At 47.3% G+C, this 17,123-nt stretch carries 13 protein-coding genes and 1 tRNA gene; 8 read left to right on the top strand and 6 right to left on the bottom strand.

The genetic code is table 11. From position 1 onward, the window contains the following. The first annotated feature begins 25 nt into the window (after positions 1-25). A complete protein-coding gene (locus tag CIK89_RS03990; protein ID WP_094390145.1) occupies positions 26-685 on the top strand; it encodes an MgtC/SapB family protein in 660 nt (219 codons plus the stop codon). A gap of 1,149 nt (positions 686-1,834) precedes the next feature. Here CIK89_RS03990 and coaW read toward each other — a convergent pair. The 6 genes from coaW to sppA all read right to left on the bottom strand — a co-directional run bounded on the left by coaW (position 1,835) and on the right by sppA (position 8,007). Continuing rightward, positions 1,835-2,665, bottom strand: coding sequence for a type II pantothenate kinase (gene coaW, locus CIK89_RS03985; RefSeq protein ID WP_094390144.1), 831 nt, complete (start codon positions 2,663-2,665; stop codon positions 1,835-1,837). A gap of 358 nt (positions 2,666-3,023) precedes the next feature. Continuing rightward, positions 3,024-3,096, bottom strand: a tRNA-Phe gene (locus CIK89_RS03980). A 159-nt stretch (positions 3,097-3,255) separates the two neighbouring features. Next, positions 3,256-4,320 (bottom strand): thiamine-phosphate kinase, encoded by a 1,065-nt coding sequence (thiL, locus tag CIK89_RS03975; protein WP_094390143.1) that lies wholly within the window; start codon positions 4,318-4,320, stop codon positions 3,256-3,258. An 8-nt stretch (positions 4,321-4,328) separates the two neighbouring features. Next, the gene (locus CIK89_RS03970; RefSeq protein ID WP_254046610.1) at positions 4,329-5,093 is read right to left on the bottom strand and encodes a purine-nucleoside phosphorylase; all 765 of its coding nucleotides are present in this window, start codon (positions 5,091-5,093) and stop codon (positions 4,329-4,331) included. Beyond that, positions 5,023-6,210, bottom strand: coding sequence for a tetraacyldisaccharide 4'-kinase (lpxK, locus tag CIK89_RS03965; protein WP_094390141.1), 1,188 nt, complete (start codon positions 6,208-6,210; stop codon positions 5,023-5,025). The genes CIK89_RS03970 and lpxK overlap by 71 nt, the downstream gene beginning before the upstream one ends. A gap of 18 nt (positions 6,211-6,228) precedes the next feature. Beyond that, positions 6,229-8,007: a signal peptide peptidase SppA gene (sppA, locus tag CIK89_RS03960; protein ID WP_094390140.1), complete on the bottom strand. Its 1,779-nt coding sequence runs from the start codon at positions 8,005-8,007 to the stop codon at positions 6,229-6,231. 496 nt (positions 8,008-8,503) lie between these two features. Between sppA and CIK89_RS13460 the strand changes: the two genes are divergently transcribed. From CIK89_RS13460 to CIK89_RS03930, 7 genes are all read left to right on the top strand, one after another. Continuing rightward, entirely contained in the window at positions 8,504-8,665 is a 162-nt protein-coding gene (locus tag CIK89_RS13460) for a hypothetical protein (protein WP_158214967.1), read from the top strand. An 85-nt stretch (positions 8,666-8,750) separates the two neighbouring features. Further along, positions 8,751-9,023 carry a co-chaperone GroES gene (locus tag CIK89_RS03955; RefSeq protein ID WP_094390191.1) on the top strand — a complete coding sequence of 91 codons (273 nt, stop codon included), beginning with the start codon at positions 8,751-8,753 and terminating at the stop codon, positions 9,021-9,023. 37 nt (positions 9,024-9,060) lie between these two features. Further along, positions 9,061-10,692 (top strand): chaperonin GroEL, encoded by a 1,632-nt coding sequence (gene groL, locus CIK89_RS03950; RefSeq protein WP_094390139.1) that lies wholly within the window; start codon positions 9,061-9,063, stop codon positions 10,690-10,692. Positions 10,693-11,037: 345 nt separating this feature from the next. Beyond that, on the top strand, positions 11,038-11,244 hold the full coding sequence (locus tag CIK89_RS03945) for a hypothetical protein (protein ID WP_094390138.1): 207 nt from the start codon (positions 11,038-11,040) through the stop codon (positions 11,242-11,244). Beyond that, complete coding sequence (locus CIK89_RS03940; protein WP_094390190.1) at positions 11,234-14,083, top strand: DUF4450 domain-containing protein; 2,850 nt, start codon at positions 11,234-11,236, stop codon at positions 14,081-14,083. Before CIK89_RS03945 ends, CIK89_RS03940 begins: the two co-directional genes overlap by 11 nt. Positions 14,084-14,103: 20 nt before the next feature. Continuing rightward, positions 14,104-15,636 carry a phosphotransferase gene (locus CIK89_RS03935; RefSeq protein ID WP_094390137.1) on the top strand — a complete coding sequence of 511 codons (1,533 nt, stop codon included), beginning with the start codon at positions 14,104-14,106 and terminating at the stop codon, positions 15,634-15,636. A gap of 49 nt (positions 15,637-15,685) precedes the next feature. Continuing rightward, positions 15,686-16,651 (top strand): YitT family protein, encoded by a 966-nt coding sequence (locus tag CIK89_RS03930; protein WP_094390136.1) that lies wholly within the window; start codon positions 15,686-15,688, stop codon positions 16,649-16,651. Positions 16,652-17,123: the final 472 nt, after the last annotated feature.

Below are 17,123 nucleotides of genomic sequence, written 5' to 3'. Positions count from 1 at the left end.
CGATAGAACTCTAAATCATAAAACTATGAACGAAGCATTTATCATCCGCATTTTGTTGGCAGCCCTGCTGGGTGGTGCCATCGGTATAGAACGTGAATACCGGGCAAAGGAAGCAGGATTCAGAACCCACTTCCTTGTAGGGCTTGGTGCTGCCATCTTCATGATACTGTCTAAATATGGTTACGAAGATGTGGTGGGCGGAGTGGTGCGCCTCGACCCTTCGCGCATTGCCTCACAGGTGGTCAGCGGTATCGGTTTTATAGGTGCCGGATGTATCATCTTCCAGCGCCATGTGGTGCGCGGACTGACTACAGCGGCTGGGCTGTGGGTAACCTCTGCCATCGGATTGGCTTGCGGATCGGGACTCTACCTGCTGGCAACGGTTTCTACGGTTCTCGTATTGTTGTGCTTGGAAGGTGTCAGCATCTTGCACAACCGATTCGGTGCGAAGCAAATTTCGCTGACCTTCTCTGCTCCGACACGTGAGGGAATACGCGAAGTGCTCGATTCTATCGGTCGCGAACACGCTGAGGTGTTGGCTTATGAAATGAAAACTCATCGCTCACAAGATGCTGAAACATATACCGCCACCGTTCGCTTGAAGGTGAAGCGCAACCATTATCAGTCGCGCATCATGTCGTTTATGACTGAGTTTGATGGAATCACCATCGACAATCTGGAATAGCATCAAGGCCATAGGAGGTCGGCGGTTGAGCGCATGGAAGTTTTTTTTTCGCCTTTCCGAAACCGTGACACAACGACGAGGTTTGTTTGACGCTGTCGGACAAACCTCGTTGCTCTTACGTACGCGCACGCGCGTCTTTCGCAAAAATCGACCACTCGACCACCAGGTCTGTGTAAAACTATGTGGTACAACGGTTTAGCTGGTGGTCGAATATCGTTTCATAGGGTGTTTTCGACCACCATTCGAACATCTATCGACCACCGTCAAAATTTGTCGAATTTTTACATCTCAGCCCAATATACGTATTGTCAGACATTTCCAAACCTTTGGCAAAAGTATTGCCCAACGTTTGGCAAGAGTGTTTCCCAACGTTTGGCAAGAGTGTTTCCCAACGTTTGGCAAGAGTGTTTTCAAACGTTTGATAAAGGTGTTTTCAACGTTTGATAAAAGTATTATCCAACGTTTGATAAAAGTATTATCCAACGTTTGATAAAAGGTGTTATCCAATATTTGATAAAGGTGTTATCAAGGCTTGTCAAAGTGCTGATAAACGATAGTATTTTATAAGGAAAATAGGATCACGCTTTACTTTTGTCCTTACAGGACGTAGGCTAAATAAAATCATACACCCCAGGGTGTTACCCTGGGCTATGAAGATTTTGCCCCATTCGGGGCGTTAGTAACCCAACAACTAACGACGGGCTAATACCCAACAACTAAAGATGTGTTAATAACCAAACAAGCAAAGGCGGGCTGAAAGCCCAATGGTTTCCTTAGCCCAGGGCATCGCCCTGCGGATATGAATGCACATAATCAACCACGTCTTGAAAGGACAAAAGTAACTCAGCTCTGCTCTTTTGCCGAAAACAATAGTAATTCCACATTGAAAAGCATCATTCTTTAGGCTGATTCGTGCACATCACATCGTTGCACTGGTGGTCGATGGGTGGTCGATAATCCTGAATTTCAAGCAATCGACCACCGCATATTGCGCTGAATGACAGCGCGATACACGGATTGGTGGTCGAGTGGTCGAAATTTTTCTGAAAACTGAATTTTATGTAAGCACTTCAGGTGCTCCTTTCTGTAGCACCACAGTCGCTTGTCAAATGGCAGAATAGAACTTAAAATACTGATATCTAACAGTTTCTATTTGCCGAGTTGCTGTCTGAAGTTGAGCGCAGCACCGATGGCAGTACAAAATTCAGAGTATTTCGGTATGTGGAAACGCACGTTGTAGAGCTTTTCCAGCATAGGATAAATCTCTTTGCATTGGGGGTAGAGCGTCAGATTGCCTATCAGTACAAAGTCTTTGATGCCCGTGTTGAGGGCGGAAAGAATGCTCGCAGAACCGATGCTCTGCAATACCATGGTGATAATGCCAAGGGCAATATCTTCGCGTGGCGCGTCATACTGTGCCTTGCTGAATAGCGATGCGGTGGCATTCATGGGGAGGCCGGGCAAAGGACGACTAGAGATGTCGCCGATGAGCAAGTTGATGTTGCGGATGTCGCCACGGAGTGCCAGACTCGAAATCTGTTTCGGATCGCTTGTGTTGAGCATCACACGCGATAGACCCTGTACGGTTCCACCTCCGATACCAATACCTCCGATGTGTCGGATCTCATCGCCATCACATTGCACAAAGCTGGTTCCTGTGCCCATCGATACTACAATGGCTTTCGAGAGACCGCTTTCAAAGCGTGCGCCCAAGCCATCTGCAATGAATTCGTCGGTCTTGCCTGTTGGCAATCCATAGACGGGTCCGTCGATATATGCCGATCCCACACCAGTCACCATGACTTGTTCAACGTCGCTGAGACTGATGTTGTTGTCGTGAAGATACTTTCCGAAAGCTCCGTAGAGTGATGTGACGGGATCGACCGCAGTAATGCGGATGGGTGAAAGAACATGTTGTTCGTGCAGTCCAACAATCTTGGTGGTCGATATGCCCACGTCAATGCCTATGATGATTCCCATTGGTTTTTACTTTCTTTTTTGTTTGTTAGTTCGTTTATCCGCCGACAAAGGTACGAATAAGCGAGCAGAATAAAAAAGAAATGCCCAAATTTCTTTTTTATTCTCGAGCGCGAGTACCTTGGACGCTTTAGCGCCAAAGTACGAATAAGCGAGCAGAATAAAAAAGAAATGCCCAAATTTCTTTTTTTATTCTCGAGCGCGAGTACCTTGGACGCTTTAGCGCCAAAGTACGAATAAGCGAGCAGAATAGAAAAGAAATGCCCAAATTTCTTTTTATTCTCGAGCGCGAGTACGATATGTAGAAAAGTAAAACCCCTGCCAACTAAATGTTGAACAGGGGCTTAAATGAAAGGAGGAGTGGTACCTCCAGGAATCGAACCGGGGACACACGGATTTTCAGTCCGATGCTCTACCAACTGAGCTAAGGCACCATATTCGGTTTTGCAATCCTTTCGTTTGCGGTTGCAAAGGTACTACATAATTTTGATATACCAAACAAACCGCATAAAAAAGTGCTATTTGTTAACGAATTTTAAGAACTTTCGCCCTTTTTGCCTCCATTTACCTTCGTTTTTGCGCTTATTTTGCCATTATTGCAGTGGATTCCAACCTTGCGCTTTTAGTGGAAATTCTTGGTCATCGCGTGTCACAAGCACCTGTCCGAGGCTATCCTTTGTGATGTGTCCGATGAGGCGAACATCGTCGATGGCCTGGATTTTCTCATGGTCACCAATAGGAATGGTGAACAGCAATTCATAGTCTTCGCCGCCGTTGAGTGCGCAGGTGGTCACGTTCATGTTGAGTTCTTCTGCCATTACCGCAGTCTGATAGTCGATGGGGATCTGCTTCTCGAAGATACGGCATCCCACATGGCTTTGCTTGCAGATGTGCATCAGTTCGCTCGACAGTCCATCGCTGATATCCATCATAGCTGTGGGGCGTATGCCGGCAGCACGGAGCTTTTCGATAATATCGCCGCGTGCCTCGGTGCGCAGTTGGCGCTGGAGCAGATATTCTTTGCCGGCAAAGTCGGGCTGGAACTGAGCCAGACTCTCCAATGCCTTTTTATCGCCTTTGCGCTTGGCTTCGTCAACTTGTGAATAGTAAACAGATTTCTCACGTTCTAAGAGTTGCAGTCCCATATAGGCTGCGCCGAGGTCTCCGCTGACACATATCAGGTCGGTCTCTTTGGCTCCGTTGCGATAGACGATATCCTCTTTCTTGGCTTCGCCGATACAGGTGATGGAGATGGCGAGGCCCGTATAAGATGAGGTGGTGTCGCCTCCTACGATATCCACATGCCATTTGTCGCATGCCAGGCGCAGTCCGTTGTAGAACTGTTCCATATCTTCCACGGTGAAGCGCTTGCTTACTGCCAGACTGACGGTCAGTTGGCGTGGGGTGCCGTTCATGGCGAAGATGTCGCTGATGTTGACCATGGCAGACTTGTAGCCAAGGTGCTCTAAATCTATATAGGTGAGGTCGAAGTGTACGCCTTCCATCAGCATGTCGGTGGTGACGAGTACTTCGCTGTTGGGGTAACTGAGTACGGCGCAGTCATCGCCTACGCCGTACTTTGTTGATTCATTCTGTGGTTTGATGTCTTTGGTCAGTCTGTCGATCAGTCCAAATTCACCCAGTTTTGCTATTTCCATGTATTTGTTTATGCTCTGTTAATCATTTCACGCATGATCTCGGTCATCAAAGGCTGTGCCTTGTTGGCTGCTTCCTGTACTTCTTCGTGACTTACTTCAACGGGATCGTCGAAGCCGCCAAGGTCGGTAATGACGCTCACACCGAAGGTCTTGATGCCGCAATGGTGGGCTACGATTACTTCGGGGACGGTACTCATGCCGATGGCGTCGCCGCCCATCTTGGCAAACATGCGGTATTCGGCAGGTGTTTCAAAGGTGGGACCCTGTACGCCGATATATACACCATGCTGCACTTTGATGCCTTTTTCTGCTGCCACTTTATCAGCTTCTGCCACCAGTTGCAGGTCGTATGGCTCGTGCATGTCTGGGAAGCGAGGTCCGGTGGGGAAGTTTTTTCCGCGCAAGGGGTGTTCGGGGAACAGGTTGATATGGTCGGTGATGATCATGAGGTCACCGATATTGAACTGTGGGTTCATGCCTCCGGCTGCATTTGACACGAAAAGCGTCTTGATGCCCAGTTCGTACATGACGCGTACGGGGAACGTTACTTCCTTCATCGAATAGCCTTCGTAGAAGTGGAAGCGTCCTTGCATGGCCATGATGTCCTTGTTGCCCAGTTTGCCGAAGATGAGTTTGCCAGAGTGGCCTTCTACGGTAGAAATGGGGAAATTGGGGATTTCGCTGTATGGGAATTCGTATTTATCAGTTATTTCGGAAGCTAATTGTCCGAGTCCTGTTCCCAGAATGATCGCTGTTGTGGGATTTGCGGTCATCCTTTCTTTGATCCAGGATGCTGTTTCTTGAATTTTTTCGTACATAGCTGATGATGTATTTGTTAAACATTTCGCCCTGGTCCAGCATGAAGCTGATGGTTACAGGGAGTATATACATATTGTTTTTTACTTCTCCGCTTAGTCCTTCAACGTCGTACAGACGGGCTGCGTCTTTCTCTGTCGTGATGAGCAGACGTGGTTTCGGCAGTTGTTCGAAGGTGTTGTTGATGTGCTGAATGTCTTTGCTTTTGAACTGATGGTGGTCGCTGTAGGTCAGCGGAGTCAGGTGCGTGGTGTAGGGCTTTAAGTCCTGTATCATCTGTTTGGGCGATGCAATACCGGTGAGCAACAGAATGTGTTCGTCGGCTTTGATGCTTTCGAGTGGTCGTTTGCCCTGATTCTGTTTGTCCTGTCCGCCGAACATGGGGCGTAGCGATCCGTATTTCAACGAGGTGAAATAGAGCGACTGGTAGGCATAGAGCTGCATCATCTTGTTGGTCACGCGATACTCCATCGGTTTCATGTCTTTAGGACATTTTGTCACGATGACAACATCAGCGCGGTCTTTGGCAGACAACGGTTCGCGCAGTCTGCCTGCAGGCAAGAGGCAGTCGTCGATAATCAGACGATGGTAATCCACCAAGAGGATATTGATGCCTGGTTGCACGTAACGGTGCTGGAACGCATCGTCGAGCAGGATGACATCAGCCTTGTTGAGCTCTGTCAGTTGGTCGATGCCGTGGCAACGCTTTTTGTCAACTGCCACGGTGATGTCGGGATATTTCCTTTTCATCTGAAACGGTTCGTCGCCGATGCGCTTCATCGGTGTGTCGTTGTCTGCCAAGACAAATCCTTTGCTCTTACGCTTGTATCCACGACTGAGTACTGCCACCTTGCAATGGTCTTTCAGCAGTTCGATAAGATATTCCACGTGAGGGGTTTTTCCTGTACCGCCAACAGTGATATTGCCCACCGAGATGACGGGTATGTCAAACGATCGGCTTTTCAGCAGATTCATCTCAAAGGCCATGTTGCGAAGCTTCACACCGAGTCCGTAAAGCCAGCTCAGCGGAAGTAGCCATTTGTTGATGCGGATGAAATTCCCTCTTGCGTTCATATATTATATTAGGTGTAATTATCGAATAGTAAGGAAATAGGGCAGACGAGCCTGTATCTTACTCATGTTTTCCACCTGCTTGATGTAGCGGAGCGGCTCGTAGAGTTCGCCGAAAGTGGCTTGCATTTGTTCGTCGAGATAGCTGCCGCTATTGCCACTTGCCGATGCCAGAAGGGTTTCATACCAACTGCTTGGAGTCTGATACTCGCTGGCGTAATATTCGTCGAGCTTTGCCAGTTGGGCGGCTTTCTTGACAGCGTCGTCGAGCGAACCGATTCCATCTACGAGATGAATCTTCAGGGCGTCGTTGCCCAGCCATACACGGCCTTGTGCAATCTGCTCCACTTGGGCTACGGACATCTTGCGTCCGTCAGCCACACGTTTGCGGAAGAGTTCGTAGCCTTTGCCGATATATTTGTCGAGGATAGCCATCTCTTCTGCGTTAAAGAATCGTGAACGTGTGCCGAAGTTGGCATGTTTGTTGGTTTTTACCTCGTCAAACTTGATGCCGAGCTTGTCTTTCATCAGTTCGCTATAGTTGAGGAACATGCCGAAGATACCGATAGAGCCGGTAATGGTAGTGGGATCGGAGTAGATATAGTTGGCTGCACAACTGATGTAATAGCCTCCCGATGCTGCGTATCCGCCCATGGAAACCACTACGGGTTTCTTGGCTTTCAACTTGGTAACTGCGTGCCAGATTTGTTCTGAAGCATAGGCAGAACCACCAGGTGAGTTGACTCGGAGCACTACTGCTTTCACATCGTCGTCGTCGGCCAGTTCTTCCAAGTCCTTACACATATCTTTTCCCACGATACAGGTTTGTGGATTCATGGGATTGCTGTTGTCTTCATCTACAATATCTCCATAAGCATAATAGACAGCAACCTTGTCGCCACGATTTTTCTTATCCTCCACATTGAGCATATCGCCCAGGCTGAGTTGTGGAATGTCGGTGTCGGTATCGATGTCGAGGCGTTTCTTGATGACGTTTTTCACTTCATCAGCATACATGGTCTTGTCGATGAGGCGCAGTTTGATGAGCTCCTGTGCATCGGCCAAATCCATGAAACGATCGGCGTATGCGTTGAGCGAGTCGGTAGAAATCTTACGGCTGGCAGATACGTCTTTGAGCATTACCTTCCATATGCCTGTCACATAGGCAGTCACCTGTTCGCGGTTAGCTTCGCTCATGCCGTCGGCAGTCACTTGCTCTGGTGCGCTCTTGTATTTACCTACTTTGCAGAGTTCAAACTTAACGCCAAACTTAGCGAGCAAATCTTTGTAGAATACGGGTTCGGCAGCCAGTCCGTGCCAACCAATCTGACCTTGTGGGTTGAGCAGAATCTGGTCAGCCACCGAGCAGAGGTAGTATTCGCTCTGGCTGTATCCGTCGGAGTAACTGATGATCCATTTACCACTCTTCTTGAAGTCGAGTAATGCCTCGCGAATGGCATGGAGTGATGCTGGCGAGTCTGTTGCCATTCCGTCTGCCTGAATGTAGATACCTTTGATGTTCTCGTTGTCTTTTGCTTTATGGATAGCACTTATAATGTCGTTGAGTCCGTCGATAGTGGTATCGCTGCCATTCAGAAATCCTATCGGATTGTCTGTGCCGCGTTCATCAATGTTGTTCTTGAGCACAAGGGTGAATACTGAACCGTCTTTCACCTGAACGGTTGATGCGGTGCTTGCGGCAAGGCCGACCAGCGAGATAACACCCAATATGCCTACGATAACAGAAAGCATGACGATTCCGGTTATGGTTGCGCCTACGTATTTAATAAAATCTTTCATAATTTATTGTTTTGATATGGTTTGTTGTCTTTTGAATAAAATCCGATAGTACACATTTCGTTGCAAAGGTAGTGCAAACCGAGCGAAATACAAAGAAAAACCCCGTTTTTCTTTTATTTCCGAGGTGCCGCCTACCTAAGGTGCTTTGCATCAAAGGTAGTGCAAACCGAGCGAAATACAAAGAAAAACCCCGTTTTTCTTTTATTTCCGAGGTGCCGCCTACCTAAGGTGCTTTGCATCAAAGGTAGTGCAAACCGAGCGAAATACAAAGAAAAACCCCGTTTTTCTTTTATTTCCGAGGTGCCGCCTACCTAAGGTGCTTTGCATCAAAGGTAGTGCAAACCGAGCGAAATACAAAGAAAAACCCCGTTTTTCTTTTATTTCCCCTTTTGTTCTCCCATCTATTTCCCATTATTGTCTGTCAGTTTTGGGGACTCACTTGAGACTTACTTGGGACTTACATCGGACTTACTTAATAATCTCGCTACATATAAAGATGGCAACATCCCGAACGCATCCCGAACGCATCCCGAACATCAAAAATGTCATAAGCATCATTAAAAATTGTGGCAGAAGTTGTGCTCACATCAGTCTTACACCTTATTTATATATGATTCCCTGCTTCTTTGTGGCAGTCATACACGGAGTGGAAGTGTGACAATGTGTCAGTCTTTGACGAATGGCACACTTTTGGCATATTGACTGACAGAAGAAATTTAACTTTAAAACAGATAAAGATTATGATGAACATTAAACCATTAGGTGACCGCGTGCTGGTATTGCCCGCACCCGCAGAAGAAAAGATTGGTGGAATTATCATTCCTGATACAGCTAAAGAGAAACCTCTCCACGGTAAAATTGTTGCTGCTGGACAAGGCACTAAGGACGAAGAGATGATTCTGAAAGCCGGCGACGAAGTGCTTTATGGCAAATATAGTGGTACCGAACTTGAGTTTGAAGGTGAAAAATATCTGATGATGCGCCAGAGCGATGTGCTCGCCATTATCGAAAAATAAGCAATTGATAATAATAAAAGAATAAGGAATAAACATTATGGCAAAAGATATTAAATTCAATATTGAAGCTCGTGACCTGTTGAAAAACGGTGTCGATCAGTTGGCTAATGCAGTAAAGGTAACCCTCGGTCCTAAAGGACGCAACGTGGTTATCGAGAAGAAGTTTGGCGCTCCACAGATCACCAAGGACGGTGTTACGGTAGCTAAGGAAATCGAACTCGAAGATAAATTTGAGAACACAGGTGCTCAGCTGGTAAAGAGTGTTGCTTCTAAGACTGGTGACGATGCCGGTGATGGAACAACTACTGCCACCATTCTCACTCAGGCTATTGTGACCGAAGGTCTGAAAAACGTGACCGCAGGTGCCAATCCTATGGATTTGAAACGCGGTATTGACAAGGCTGTGAAAGCCGTGGTTGACCACATCAAGGAGAGCGCTGAGCAGGTTGGCGACAACTACGACAAGATTGAACAGGTTGCCACAGTAAGTGCTAACAACGATGAGGAAATCGGTAAACTCCTTGCCGACGCTATGCGCAAAGTATCTAAAGATGGTGTCATCACCATTGAAGAGTCTAAGAGTCGCGATACCCACATCGGTGTTGTAGAGGGAATGCAGTTCGACCGCGGTTACCTCTCAGGCTATTTCGTAACCGATTCAGACAAGATGGAGTGTATCATGGAGAATCCTTACGTGCTCATCTACGATAAGAAGATCAGCAATATCAAGGATTTCTTGCCCATCCTGCAGCCTGCTGCTGAAAGCGGACGACCCTTGCTCGTTATTGCCGAGGATGTCGATTCAGAGGCTTTGACCACATTGGTTGTAAACCGTCTGCGTGGTGGCTTGAAGATTTGCGCTGTCAAGGCTCCTGGCTTTGGCGACCGTCGTAAGGCTATGCTCGAAGATATTGCCATTCTGACAGGTGGTGTCGTTATCAGCGAAGAGAAAGGTTTGAAACTGGAGCAGGCTACCCTCGACATGCTGGGTACTTGCGATAAGGTTACCGTATCTAAAGACAATACAACTATTGTCAATGGTGCTGGCGACAAAGAGAATATCAAGGATCGTATTGCACAGATCAAAAAAGAAATCGAACTCACTACCAGCAGCTACGATAAAGAGAAACTGCAGGAGCGTCTGGCCAAATTGGCAGGTGGCGTAGCCGTTCTTTACGTCGGCGCTAATAGTGAAGTTGAGATGAAAGAGAAGAAAGACCGTGTTGACGATGCACTCTGCGCTACACGTGCTGCCATTGAGGAAGGCGTTGTAGTGGGTGGCGGTACTACCTACATCCGTGCACTCGACGTACTGAAAGACGTGAAGGGTGTGAATGCCGACGAGCAGACCGGTATCAATATTGTAGAGCGTGCCATCGAAGAACCACTTCGCCAGATTGTACGCAATGCAGGCGGTGAAGGTGCTGTGGTTGTTCAGAAAGTACGCGAAGGCAAGGGCGACTTCGGTTACAATGCCCGTACTGACAAGTATGAAGACCTGCGTGCTGCCGGTATTGTTGACCCAGCCAAGGTTGCTCGCGTAGCTTTGGAGAATGCAGCCTCTATCGCTGGCATGTTCCTGACTACTGAGTGTCTTATCGTTGACAAACCAGAAGAGCATCCTGCTATGCCAATGGGCGGCAACCCAGGAATGGGCGGAATGATGTAATAATTTGTAAACCAAACATATCAAAAATCGGGAGATTGAACGTTGTTTCAGTCTCCCGGTTTGATTTATATCAATTTAAAGTGTTTTTTTATCTAAATAATTTGCATCGTGTTTATAAAACACTTATCTTTGCAACGTTGAAAGTTAAAATCAACGCAAAATGATATGATTATTAGAAAATAAGAGATATTTTTTTGATTTGTTTTAGTAGATTAGTTTTTAAGTAGTTTGTTTTGAAACCGGCTGTCGAGATGACAGCCGGTTTTTTAATGTCATCAGGTGGGGTTAAAATAAAACGGCTTTTATTTTGTTTTTCGCCCACTTCATAGTATCTTTGTACCCAATATGAATAAGAGTAATTGGCTAATATGGATACTCAAGGCTATAGTAGCCTATGGTATATATCTCATAGTGTATGGACAGACCACTTCACGTCTGTCGGCTTTCTGCATGTCGCTTGGCATTATGATATTGCTGGTGTTTGCGGAATATGCCGTAGAACAATGGGTGGAGCGTCGTCGTGAACGTAAAGAGAAAGAAAATGAGGAATAGATGGTTGGCGCTTGTCGCATCTTGGTTGTGCCTGTTGCCGATGGTTGCCCAACAAAACTATCGGCCCGAAGGACGTGCCTTTGTCTGCGAGAATGGCAACAACCGTTATACTCGTGCCCTATATGGTGGCCCTACCGACTATCGCATAGAGACCAGCGATCGCCCTGTCTTTGCTATTGCCAAGAAGGGGCATCATCGCCATGTGGCTTTCAAAGTCAATGGTATCGACCTTGAAAATGTTGCTTATTGCAAAGCATGGTATGTTGATGGTATGCGCAGTTATCGCTTGCGCGACAAGAGGTTAGGAAAAACTGATGTGCTGGTGGATGTTGTGGCGCTACACAACCGAGAGGGTGCCGTGTGGCGACTGATGTCTGGCGACAATTCTCTTGATGTGACTTGTACGCTGAGCGGCGTGAAACAACCGAAGCTGCATCGTAACGGCGACCTGGGTGTGGATAGTCGTGACTGCTTCGATGCAGCCCAGAATGATGCCGACCGACAGGTGGTGAAATGTCCCAATTCCTCTCCCGTATATGTTGTGGTGATGCTTGACAAAGTGGTCAACATGTCGCCCGACCAACAAGCACAACTCTTTGCCGAAGCCGTAGCTTATAATCAGAAGATGGCTTCGCGTGTGACGTTCGACACTCCTGATCCTTATATCAATACTTTGGGTGGCGCACTTGTGATGGCTGCCGATGGTGATTGGGATGGACAAACATGGTTGCATGGCTGTGTAGGCTGGCGAATGCCGCTGGCAGGATGGCGTGCCGGATACCTCGGCGATGTGCTGGGATGGAATGATCGTGCACGCTCACATTTTGATGCTTATGCCCGTAGTCAGGTTAACAAAGTATCAGCAACGCAATCGCACCCTGCACAAGATGAGAAACAACATCTTGCACGTGCAGAAAAACGATGGGGAACACCCATGTATAGCAATGGTTACATCTGTCGGAATCCGAATCGCAACGATCAGATGCACCATTATGACATGAATCTTAACTATATCGACGAACTGCTCTGGCACTTCCAATATAATGCCGATATAGCCTATATACGAAAGATGTGGCCTGTGGTGGAACGACATCTCGAATGGGAGAAACGCAACTTTGACCCCGACGGAGACCACCTCTATGATGCCTATTGCTGCATCTGGGCTTCAGATGCCTTATATTATAATGGTGGTGCAGTCACCCATTCCTCGGCCTATAACTATCGCGCCAACCTATTGGCTGCCCGTATGGCAGAACTCATAGGGCGCGATCCAAAACCGTATCAGCAGGAAGCGGCTGCCATTCTCGATGCCATGAACAGTCGCCTTTGGCTTGAAGACAAAGGACATTGGGCTGAATATGAAGACTTGATGGGACTGAAGCGCAAGCATGAGAGTGCTGCCGTATGGTCCATCTATACACCTATCGACTGTGGCGCATGCTCGCCCGAACAAGCCTATCGGGCCACTCGCTATGTGGATCATGCCATTCCACATATTCCTGTGCGTGGTGATTATGCTACTATTGCCACCACCAACTGGCAACCTTACGACTGGAGTATCAATAATGTAGCGGCTGCCGAGGTGATGCATACGGCGTTGGCCTACTATCAAGCCGGCAGGACAGATGCTGCCTATCGACTGATGATGGGCAATATTATCGACCAAATGTACGAGGGACAAAGTCCTGCCAACTTCGGACAAATCAGTAAATATGATGCTGCACGAGGTGAGTGTTACCGCGATTTCGGCGATTGTATCGGTATTTCCTCGCGCACGCTGTTACAGGGACTTTTCGGCATACAGCCACAAGCTCTCTTCGGAAAATGTATCATCCGTCCGGGCTTTCCCTCATCGTGGGATCATGCTTCGGTCAATACACCTTATCTCTCCTATACCTACCGCCGTATGGGTAGAAAAGTGATGATAGAGGTTGATCAGCATTTCAGCAAACCCTTGAAGATTGTGCTGCGAGTGAATATGGGTGGGGGGCTCTATCGCGATGTAGAGGGCACTACCGAACAGCATCAGGTGCTGACCGTGGAAGAACCGGTTCGGTTGCCCGATGTAGAACTTCATGAAGCAGTCACAATTCCCGATGCAACACCCATTGACGAACCAACCTTTGACCGTAAGTTTGTCAAGCAGCGGCTGACTCCATATTATAATGCCAATGTCACAGACATATTCCGTCAGGAGTATCGCACACCTCGTCCGCCATATACTACCTTGCAGATACCTGTGCAGGGAGTGGGAGAGTGGTGTCATCCAGATTATTGTCCGGAAATAGTAGATACCGCCTTCCGTGCAAGTATTGTTAATGACGAATTTGTGATGATGGGCGTACCTTTTGCCACTCCTGCCGAAGGACAGAACATCGTGTTTACTTCGCTTTGGGACAACTATCCTGATAGTGTCACCATTCCGTTGAAGGGACGTGCAGCCAAGGCATGGTTGCTGATGGCAGGTTCGACCAATCACATGCAATCCCATATCACCAATGCAGAGATAGTGGTGCATTATGCAGATGGTACGACCGACACGCTGCCGCTGGTCAATCCCGACAACTGGTGTCCTATAGATCAGGACTATTATATCGACGGTAAGGCCTTCCGTGCTCCCATGCCGCGACCATATCGCGTTTCACTTGCCACAGGTACTGTGAGTCGCAACCTGGGCAAGGCTCTACATCTCGGAGGTCCCGCCCAACGTAACATTCCCGGAGGGGCTGCCCAAATGCTCTGCATGCCGCTGAAATCCCACAAACCGCTGGCTTCCATCACGCTCCGCACTTGTTCTAATGATGTGGTTGTCGGACTGATGGGCCTCACCTTGCAATAATATTTATCTATTGAATCATCATGCAACAACTCATATCTCTCTATAGTAAATGGTGCGGAGAAGAACCCGCACAGGTGGAAAAACTGCCCGGTGCAGGCAGCAATCGCGAGTATTACCGTATGACAGCTGCCGACGGCACATCGGTGGTGGGATGCATCGGCACCAGTCGCGATGAGAATCATGCCTTCGTTTATCTTTGCCAGCACTTTACCCAGCGCCAATTGCCAGTACCTAAACTTCTGGCAGTTAGCGATGACGAACTCCGATACTTGCAGTCCGACTTAGGTAGTGTGTCGCTTTTCGATGCCGTTCGTGGCGGACGTGAGGCTGGTGGCAGATATACGTTGAAGGAGCAGGAACTGCTGAAACGTACCATTCGACAGTTGCCCAACATCCAAATGCGGGGTGCCAGAGGACTCGATTTCACCAATTGTTATCCTCAGGCAGAATTCAATGTGGATAGTGTGTTGTTTGATCTCAATTATTTCAAGTATTGTTTTCTCAAGGCTACCGAACTGGATTTTCATGAGTTAAAGCTTGAGGCTGACTTCCGTCTGCTTGCCAAAGACCTGACAGCTGAGCGTTGTGATGCATTCCTTTATCGTGATTTCCAGGCACGCAACGTGATGCTCGACAGCGAGGGCAATCCTTATTTTATTGATTTCCAGGGCGGACGTCGTGGACCGTATTATTATGATTTGGCATCGTTTCTGTGGCAGGCGTCAGCCAAATATCCCTATAAGCTGCGCCGCGAAATGGTCTATGAATACTACAACGCGCTGAAGCAGTTTACCGAGGTACCCACACCACACCACTTTGTAGAGCGACTCTCTCTCTTCGTGCTGTTCCGCATTCTGCAAGTGTTGGGAGCCTATGGATTCCGCGGCTATTTTGAGCGCAAACAGCATTTCATCAGTAGCATACCGCCCGCTATACAGAATCTTCGAGAACTGTTGGAAGTGGCACATTTCCCCTATCCCTATCTCATCGACCTGCTCCAGCGCCTGATAGAATTGCCGCAGTTCCAGCAGATAGAACTTACAGCCAGTAGAGCCGATGGCTACAAGACTACTGCGCATAACCCTTACCGCCAGCATCCACAAGACGGTCCTGCCACTTTCTCCAAATACGATTCTCAGGGACCATTGGTGGTCAAGGTCTATAGTTTCTCTTACCGCAAAGGCATACCAGAAGACGAGAGTGGCAATGGTGGCGGCTATGTGTTTGACTGTAGAAGTACTCACAATCCCGGTCGCTATGAACCCTACAAACAGTTGACAGGACTCGACGAACCGGTCATCCGTTTCTTGGAAGACGATGGTGAGATACTGACATTCCTCGACTCCGTCTATCGGCTTGCCGATGCCCATGTGCGCCGTTACATGCAGCGTGGCTTCACATCATTGATGTTTTGTTTCGGTTGCACAGGTGGACAGCACCGTAGTGTATATTCAGCACAACATCTGGCTGAGCATCTTCACGACAAGTTTGGCATAGAGGTGCGCATCTGTCATCGTGAGCAGCACATCACGCAAACCTTGCCAGCGCGTTGAGGCATGCGAGTAAAAAAAGCATAACCAATCTAAAAAACTGCTATTGCTTATGTATTCTAAAAGTAATAAAGGGAAATTCTTGCGCCAACTGCGCGACTATTGTGTGCTCACCCTTGCTATGATATTGGGAGCCGTTGGTGTGGAACTCTTTCTGTTGCCTAATGAAATCACAACAGGTGGTATCATTGGTGTAGCATCGATTGTTTATTGGGGGACGGGTATTCCAGCCCACGAAACATTCTTTGTGCTTAATGCCTTGTTGCTCGTTGTGGCGCTGAAGATCTTGGGATGGCGTTTCTGTGCTAAAACGATCTATGGTGTTGTAATCTTTACCGTGGCCTCTACGGTATTGCAAAATATCATGCCACCCGATTTTCATCTGCTTGCCGATCAGAAGTTTATGGCCTGTATGGTGGGAGCCGTATTCCTTGGCACATGTGTGGGATTGGGACTTTCTGCCGGAGGTTCTACTGGAGGATCGGATGTGATAGCCGCCATGATACATAAGTATCGTGATGTGTCGCTTGGACAAATCATCTTGTTCTGCGACCTCACCATCATCACATCTTCCTATGTGGTGTTGCAAGACTGGGAAAAGGTACTCTATGGCTATGTATTACTCTTTGTCATATCGTTTGTTGTTGACCACATGGTCAACTCACTACGTCAGAGTGTGCAGTTTTTCATCATTTCCGACAAGTATCAAGAGATTGGTGAGGCTATCAATCAGATAGCCGACCGCGGATGCTCGGTGCTCAACGGTAGTGGTTTCTTTACGAAGAAAGACATCAAGGTGATTTTTTGTATCGCTAAAAAGAGCGAGTCGCGTTTCATTTTCGACCTCATCGATGAGATAGATCCCAATGCCTTTGTGGCTCAATCGGCTGTGGTTGGTGTATATGGCCAGGGCTTTGACCGAGTGAAATCACACCACAAAATCAATCTCACGGAACTTCGTGAGAAGTTGGCAAAAGAGCGTGAATTATATCCAGAAACTACTTCGTCTGGACATTAATTTCCGGTTGGTTGCTTGATAGAACAGGTGGGGACTTACTAAAGAGATGGTTCAAAGAACATACTAAACCCAAATCGATTATTAAGGTTTGGGTGGAATTTGGATTTGTATTTGGTATTTCTTATAAAACTGGATTTGTAATACTTTGAATGAAACATCATGGACTATGGCGATTTGAAACGCAGAAATTTTTGACTGATCAAAAAAAGACTCAAACCGCGGTAAATGATATTTACAGACCATTCGGTAATAGATTCTGCCTTATTAACGGCAAAAGATATGTTGTCTTATTGATCGATTATTGATTTCTCATCAAAAGTGTTTAGTGTGACTGCGTACAGAATTTGTATAAAAAGTATATAAATGAGTTAAATAAAATTAAAAAATAGCTCAAAGAGTGACAAAGAGTGACAAAGATGGACATTTGGGTTTTGTGATGTTGTATCTTTGCAGCCCTACCTGAGGATGATTT

Origin of the sequence: Prevotella sp. P4-119, from assembly GCF_002251345.1 — a bacterium.
In the GTDB taxonomy this organism is placed as follows: Bacteria; Bacteroidota; Bacteroidia; order Bacteroidales; family Bacteroidaceae; genus Prevotella.
The sequence above is the reverse complement of the archived record's forward strand: the minus strand, read 5'-3'. Positions and strand labels throughout refer to the sequence as shown.